Source organism: Nocardia sp. NPDC051756, from assembly GCF_040681495.1.
Lineage (GTDB): Bacteria > Actinomycetota > Actinomycetes > Mycobacteriales > Mycobacteriaceae > Nocardia.
The window spans coordinates 1-3,276 of the sequence record NZ_JBFAYV010000032.1; the positions used below are offsets into that span (position 1 = coordinate 1).

Below are 3,276 nucleotides of genomic sequence, written 5' to 3' on the forward strand. Positions count from 1 at the left end.
TAACTCAGGATAAATGTGACCAATAAACTGCTGAGGTAGATCATATATTTTCGCAACTGTTTCTAACTCCTTTTCTTGATGAGATTAACCCTATTTGGTTCTGTTGCGAAGTTTGAAAATCAAACGCGCCCTCTCTGAACTCCAAATATCTTAGGCTGGTATTCCCATTAATACCTTGATTTCAGTAGACACCGAAAAGCCGAAGAGCGTTCCATTTCTTCGGTTCTTTTTATATATTCCTCGAAGGGTCTCCATGCCCTTAATCGTGGAAGAGGCTGTACGGAGACTTTGATAAAATTTATTCCGTCGTTTAATAGGTCGATGGTCTTGTTCTATTAAATTGTTAAGATACTTCACAGTTCGGTGCTCTGTCTTAGGATATAAACCCACACTCTGTAACTTTCTAAAGGCGGAGCCAAGAGAAGGTGCTTTATCAGTCACAATTGCTTTCGGCTCACCAAACTGTTTATGGAGTCGTTTTAAGAAAGCATAGGCTGCTTGCGTATCCCGTTTCTTTCGTAACCAGATATCTAAGGTTAAGCCGTCCGTATCAATTGCACGATAAAGATAATGCCAACGTCCCTTAATTTTGATATAGGTTTCGTCCATTTTCCATGAATAGAAGGATTGTCTATTTTTCTTCTTCCAAAGATAATAGAGGACTTTGCTGTACTCTTTCACCCAACGATAAACCGTAGTATGACAAACATTTATTCCACGATCATATAACAATTCCTGAACTTCACGATAGCTTAGATTGTAACGCAGGTAGTAACCAACAGCGACAATAATGACGTCTTTTTTGAATTGTTTGCCTTTAAAATGATTCATTACTCTGTCCTCTCTGTCTTTTTTCTCAATTTTACACTAAAATAGATTTTTTGGAAAACTTTGCAACAGAACCAAAGAAATAATAAATTCTAGGCCCTTAAAAGAAAAAATCAAATTTTTAACAAAGGTTATTATTATTAAGGCGAAAAACCATTAAGCCGTTAAATGAAAATGCAAAGGGTTCATATACAATTATGTTAATTACGACCCGAATTGCTAGTTGATTATTTAGCCATGACTTGATACCCGATAGAATATCTTAAAGTCTCTGGTTCCAGTGATTTAGCTGATTTTAACAGTAAAGAATACGCTAAAAGTATCATCTCTAATTTCAATTGAAAACCTTGAGGCGAACGACTTTTACAACGCTCAGCTCCTAGATTTGTCAAAAAAGAGAAAACTCGCTCAATCACTTTTCTACGTTTTGAAAAATTAGGGAAAAGGATTTTCTTTTGCTTCATGTTCTTCCTGACAGGTGTAATTAGATCAATTCCTTTTAATTCCAGCCTATCATGCAGTGACTGACCTAGATATCCCATATCTCCAAGGACTGTTGGTGTCCCAAATTGACTCAACACTTCCTCGGTCATTGAACTATCAGCCATTGAAGCAGGAGTAATTGTGTAGTCTATGACATAGCCTGATTCACTGACTAAAGCATGACATTTACATCCATAGAAGTACTGTCCCTTTGTAGCATTGTAGCCAACATTGGCATAATCTCCAAGAACTTTGCTTCTGAAGTTACGAATAGGCTGACACAAAGGAAGGGGGAAGCTATCAATAATGGATACACTCATTCCTTCAACCTCTTTAAAGACGAGTGCTTGGCGAATGACTTGGATACTCGGTAAGAGGGCATTACAACGGCGGACAAAGCGAGAATATTCTAGGAAATTAGGAAATAAACTTTGAGCCAATTGGTGCTTAGCTTTAAGTGTTTCACTAAAATGCAGTACGCCCCAGAGGTAACAAGCGATAACTAAGCAATCTGATGTTGCGAGATGGACGTTTTTTCGGTTTTGAACCTCAAGGGGAACACTCGTTTGATAAAGCGTCTCAATGGTTGTCAGTAAATAAACAAAAACTTTTGGAAGTGTGCTATTATAAGTCATATAAGTCGTGAGCTTTCTAATGCTTAGTGCTTTAAGATTAGGATAGCACGACTTATTTATTTTCCAATGAAATTAACTAGCAATTCGGGTAGAAAGTTTAGAGGTATCATATGAAACTACTTAATAATTTGTTGACTAGCTTAACACAATATGAGAATGAAATGATTCAAATTAGGCGTCATCTTCATCAATACCCAGAAATTTCTTTTCAAGAAAAAGAAACATTTAAGTATATTATGGGCTTTTATAAAGAACTTGACTGTGAACCAAAACTTATCGGAAAGGGATTTGGAATCATCGTTGATATTGAAGGTGGAAAATCCGGAAAAACTCTTGCGTTGAGAGCAGACTTTGATGCTCTTGCTATTTTTGAAGATAATGATTTAAGTTTTAAATCGGTCAATCCAGGAGTAATGCATGCCTGTGGACACGATGCACATACTGCATATTTGATGGTACTTGCTAGAGAACTAGTAAAAATAAAACAAGAACTTCCGGGAAGAGTTAGAATTGTCCATCAACCAGCAGAGGAAGTATCTCCTGGTGGTGCCAAAGGTATGATTAAAGCAGGAGCTCTTGACGGTGTCGATAATATGATCGGGGTTCATGTGATGACTACAATTAAAACAGGGGTCATTGCCTATCATAATAAAGAAACTCAAACGGGACGTTCTAATTTCACCATTACAATCAAAGGAAACGGAGGTCACGCTTCTATGCCACAATTAAGTAATGATGCAATAGTAGCCGCTAGTTACTTTGTAACTGAACTCCAAACAGTAATTTCAAGAAGAATAGATCCATTTGACATGGGTACTGTAACTATTGGATCATTTGATGGAGCAGGAAGTTTTAATGCTATACAAGATAAAGTAGTGTTAAAAGGGGATGTTCGGATGATGAAAGAAACAACTAGAAAAGTCATCCGAGACCAAGTGAAACAAATTGCTAAAGGCGTTGGAGTAACCTTTGGGGTTGAAGTGATTGTAGATTATGACGATAACTATCCTGTACTCTTTAATTCAGAAAATCTCACTCACTTTGTAGTTGACAGCTTAAAAGATCAGAATATTTCAGAAGTCAATAATATAGTCGATTTAGGACCACAAAATCCTTCTGAAGATTTTTCATATTATGGGCAAGTTGTACCAAGTACTTTCTTTTACATTGGTGCACAGCCTGAAGACGGCGGAAATTATCCCCATCATAGCCCTTTATTTAAAATGAATGAGAAAAGTATTTTAATCGCGGCTAAAGCAGTTGCAACCCGCTCGGTGCCGATCGGGTTGCCGCAGTGGAACACCCGGGTCTACGTGCTCGACGCGCGCCT

General features: G+C 37.5%; 3 protein-coding genes. 1 reads left to right on the forward strand and 2 read right to left on the reverse strand.

What is annotated here, in order from left to right; genetic code table 11:
• Window positions 1-150: 150 nt before the first annotated feature.
• On the reverse strand, window positions 151-831 hold the full coding sequence (locus AB0M22_RS45550; protein ID WP_364740301.1) for an IS6 family transposase: 681 nt from the start codon (window positions 829-831) through the stop codon (window positions 151-153).
• Between the two features lie 224 nt (window positions 832-1,055).
• Window positions 1,056-1,946 carry an IS982-like element ISLll1 family transposase gene (locus AB0M22_RS45555; RefSeq protein ID WP_354984027.1) on the reverse strand — a complete coding sequence of 297 codons (891 nt, stop codon included), beginning with the start codon at window positions 1,944-1,946 and terminating at the stop codon, window positions 1,056-1,058.
• Between the two features lie 110 nt (window positions 1,947-2,056).
• Between AB0M22_RS45555 and AB0M22_RS45560 the strand changes: the two genes are divergently transcribed.
• Window positions 2,057-3,276, forward strand: a 1,220-nt coding sequence (locus tag AB0M22_RS45560; protein WP_364740304.1) for an amidohydrolase, incomplete at its 3' end; no start/stop codon positions are given.

Excerpts from the sequence above, each read along its gene's own strand:
- AB0M22_RS45550 (WP_364740301.1), bottom strand. The coding sequence starts at position 831 with ATGAATCATTTTAAAGGCAAACAATTCAAAAAAGACGTCATTATTGTC.
- AB0M22_RS45555 (WP_354984027.1), bottom strand. The coding sequence starts at position 1,946 with ATGACTTATAATAGCACACTTCCAAAAGTTTTTGTTTATTTACTGACA.